The sequence below is a fragment of the Actinosynnema sp. NPDC059797 genome, from assembly GCF_042732085.1.
GTDB lineage: Bacteria > Actinomycetota > Actinomycetes > Mycobacteriales > Pseudonocardiaceae > Actinosynnema.
Genome location: NZ_JBHWIE010000553.1, coordinates 1 through 3,543, shown reverse-complemented (window position 1 = coordinate 3,543; position 3,543 = coordinate 1). Strand labels below are relative to the sequence as shown.

3 protein-coding genes are annotated in these 3,543 nt (G+C 73.7%); all 3 read right to left on the bottom strand.

Annotated elements, in window-relative coordinates; translation table 11 throughout:
• Positions 1-3 precede the first annotated feature (3 nt).
• From ACFV4N_RS41500 to ACFV4N_RS41490, 3 genes are read right to left on the bottom strand one after another with little or no spacing between them, the layout of a single operon-like run.
• On the bottom strand, positions 4-1,203 hold the full coding sequence (locus ACFV4N_RS41500) for an ABC transporter substrate-binding protein (protein WP_499678182.1): 1,200 nt from the start codon (positions 1,201-1,203) through the stop codon (positions 4-6).
• Between the two features lie 48 nt (positions 1,204-1,251).
• Positions 1,252-2,295: an ABC transporter ATP-binding protein gene (locus tag ACFV4N_RS41495; protein ID WP_499678181.1), complete on the bottom strand. Its 1,044-nt coding sequence runs from the start codon at positions 2,293-2,295 to the stop codon at positions 1,252-1,254.
• Complete coding sequence (locus ACFV4N_RS41490; RefSeq protein WP_499678180.1) at positions 2,292-3,434, bottom strand: FecCD family ABC transporter permease; 1,143 nt, start codon at positions 3,432-3,434, stop codon at positions 2,292-2,294. Before ACFV4N_RS41490 ends, ACFV4N_RS41495 begins: the two co-directional genes overlap by 4 nt.
• Between the last annotated feature and the right edge of the window lie 109 nt (positions 3,435-3,543).

Sequence of the window (3,543 nt, the reverse complement as noted above, 5' to 3'; positions counted from 1 at the left end):
GGATCAGGAGGGGCGGGCGAAGCAGGTGCCCTCTTCGCCCGGGAACAGCTCGGGCGCCAGGCCGATGGCGAAGTCGCGGATGAGCACGTCGACGTCCAGGTAGGTCTTGGCGCGGCACTCCTCGAAGTTCTCGTCCACACCGGCGATGAAGTTCCCCTCCGCGAAAGGCCGGAACCGGTTCAGGCGCGGGTCGGCCCGGAGGGCGTCCCGGGTCGTCGTCGCGGGGTCGTAGACGATGAAGAAGTCGGCGTCGGACGCGGTGCCGATCGCTTTTTCGAAGTCGTAGGGCTGGCCGTTGGGGGCGGGGTTGTCGGGTGCGAAGACGTTGTCCGCACCGAGTTCGGTGAGCAGGCGGCCGACCAGGGTTTCGGCGCCGTGGCCGTGCACGAACTCGCAGCCGCGTTCGGGGGCGACGCAGAGGTAGCCCGCCGCGCGGTTGGCGATCTTGCCCGAGACGGTGGAGGCGATCCCGTCGTACTTGGACCTGATGGTGTCGAACTGGGCGTTGGCGGTGGCTTCGGCGTTGTAGAAGGCGGCGATCATCTTGATCCACTCCGCGGAGGCCAGGGCGTGGCGCTCCAACCGGTTGGAGACGCTGACGCCGGGGATCCCGGCGGCTCGGGCGTTGCCGACGTCGTCGAAGCCCTTGCCGAAGCCGGACATGAACACGACCTGGTTGCCCAGGCCGAGCACGGCTTCCTCGTCCAGGTCGGTGTACTCGCCGATGGACAGGGGTCTGCCCGCGGCCTCGGCCACCCCGGCGTACCAGGCGTCCTTCTCCGCGTTGCCCAGCAGTTGCCCGCTCAGGCCCTTGACGGTGTCGTTCCGGCCCAGGCGGTCGACCATGGCGAGGGCGTTGAACGAGGTGACCGAGACGTTAGTGACCGGCACCTGCACGAACAGCGCACCCTCCAGTTCGCCGGTGGCCTCGGGTTGGGGCGTGCCGCACTGGTAGAGCACGTACTTCAGCTCGGGGCCGCCGGTGTTCTCGGTGTCGGTGAGCGTGATGGTCTTGTAGGAGCCGTGGTAGCCGATGTCCCACAGCTCGGACTCGGTGACCGTGCTCTTGTCCGGGAAGTGGTCCCGGCCCTCGGCGTGCTCCGTGGCACAGCCTTCCGGGCGGCTCGACGCGCCGGGGCTCGTCCCACCGCAGCCGGCGAGGACCAGGAGCAGGGCGGCGGCCGAGCAGAGGAGTGCCTTCACGGTGGTGTTCTCCTGCGTGTCCGTAACGGGTTCGGAGGGGCGACGCGGTCAGCCGGTGCGCGCGTCTTCGGGCACCGGCACGGCGAGGCCGCGCAGGTGGGTGACGAGGGAGCCGAAGCCGACGCCCCGCGCGCCGTCGACGGTCCAGCGGCACGGCGTGCCGGGCTCGACCCGCAGGACGTGGTCGGTGGGGGTCGTCGCGGGCGCCCACCCGGCGCGCCGCACGGCGTGCTCCGCCCACTGCCGCAGCCGGCCCTCGGCGATCACCTGGGCGGTGGCGCGGGGCGCGGTGCCGTCGGCGACGACGATCGTGGCCGCCGCGTCGTCGAAGGACATGTCCTCCCCCGCGAAGGCACGGGTGACCGCGTCGCCGCAGGCGAGGTCCTCGGGCGCGCCGGCGGTCACCGCGCCGTCGCCGTCGACCAGCCACACCTGGTCGGCGCGGCGCAGCGCGAACCCCAGGTCGTGGGTCGACAGGACGACGGCCGCGCCGGTGGTCGCGGCGAGGCGGGTCAGCATCGCCGCGAACTCGATGCGCCGCGCCACGTCCAGGAACGCGGTGGGCTCGTCCAGCACCAGCACCGCCGGCTCCTGGGCCAGGGCGCGGGCCACCATCACCCGCTGCCGCTCGCCGTCGGACAGGTCGGTCAGGGGGCGGTCGCGCAACTCCTCCACCCCCGCGTCGGCCAGGGCCCGGTCCACCGCCGCGCGGTCCCGCGCGCCCTCCCGGCCGATCCACGACCGGTGGGGGATCCGGCCCAGCGCGACCACCGACTCGACGCTCATCTGCCCCACGTCGACCGGTTCGGTCAGGGTGACCGCGAGGCGTCGGGCGCGCTGTCGCGGCGAGAGGTCGGCGAGGTCGCGGCCGTCGAGCAGGACGTGGCCCGCCAGCGGCGGCTGCGCCCCGACCAGGGTGCGCAGCAGGGTGGACTTGCCCGCGCCGTTGGGGCCGATCAGGGTGATCAGCTCGCCGGGCCGGGCGGCCAGGTGCACGTCGCGCAGCACGGTGACGGCCGGGTGGCGGCGCCGGCGCGGATAGCCCGCGTTCACGGCCACGGCCTGGAGGGCCGGTCGGGGTTCGGTGGTCATCGCGCCCGCCTCCTGGCCCGACCGGACAGCAGCACCCACAGGATCACGGGCGCGCCGACGAACGCGGTCACGGAGTTGAGCGGCAGCGAGGTCCTGGTCAGCCCGTTGCCGCCGGCGACGTACTCGGCCACGAGCACGACCACCGCCCCGATCAGGGCGCTCGCGGGCAGCACCAGCCGGTGGTCGGCGGTCCGCAGCAGCCCCCGGGCCAGGTGGGGCGCGGCGAGGCCGACGAAGCCGATGGCGCCGCAGTAGGCCGTGGTGACGCCCGACAGCACGGCCACGCTCGCCAGGGACAGGAAGTGCACCCGAAGGACGTTGACGCCCAGGCTGCCCGCGTACCGGTCGCCCAGCAGCAGGGCGTTGAGCGGCTGGGCCAGGAAGACCGACAGCCCGAGCACGACGGCGCAGGACGCGGCGACGACCCGCAACTCGTTCCAGGTCACGTTGCGCACCGAGCCGCGCGTGAAGGTCGTCAGGGCCTGCAGCCGGTCGGGGTCGGTGTAGTAGACCAGCACGTCCACCAGGGCGCCGGCCAGGTAGCCGAGCATCACGCCGACGACCAGCACCACGACCGGGTCGCCGACGCGGCGGGCGATGCCCAGGGCGATCAGCAGCACCCCGGCGGCGCCGGCGACCGCGGCGCCGGTGACGCCGAGCTGGCTCACCACGCCCAGCCCCGACAGCCAGCCGACGCCGCCGGCACCCAGGATGACGACCGCGGCGCCGAGGATCGCGCCGGAGCTGACGCCGAGCACGAACGGGTCGGCCAGCGGGTTGCGGAACAGGGTCTGCATCTGGGCCCCGCCCACCGCCAGCGCGGCCCCGGCCAGCAGCCCGGCCACGACCTTCGGCAGCCGCGCGTCCAGCACGATCGTGCGGTTGACCTCGGACGCGACTCCCTGACCGGTGAGGGCGCCCAGCACCTCCCCGATCGGGATGGCGATCGAACCCTGCGCGATCAGCACCACGACCACGCCCAGGAGCAGCAGGACCAGCAGCAGGAACAGCCCCGCCACGTACCCGGTGCGCCGGCGAGGCGGTCCGACTCCCCGCGGCGTCGTGGTGACCCCGCCCTCGACCCCGCCCCCGACCCCGCCCCCGACCGCGTCCTCGACCCCCGTGCGACTACCCGACACCGCGCACCCTGTTCCTCCCCGCCGGGCCTGTGTCGCTCGTGCCACCACCGAAGAAGTCGGGGCGCGCCGGAGGCCGTTTCACGGGAGCGGGAAATCACGCGGACGCGTG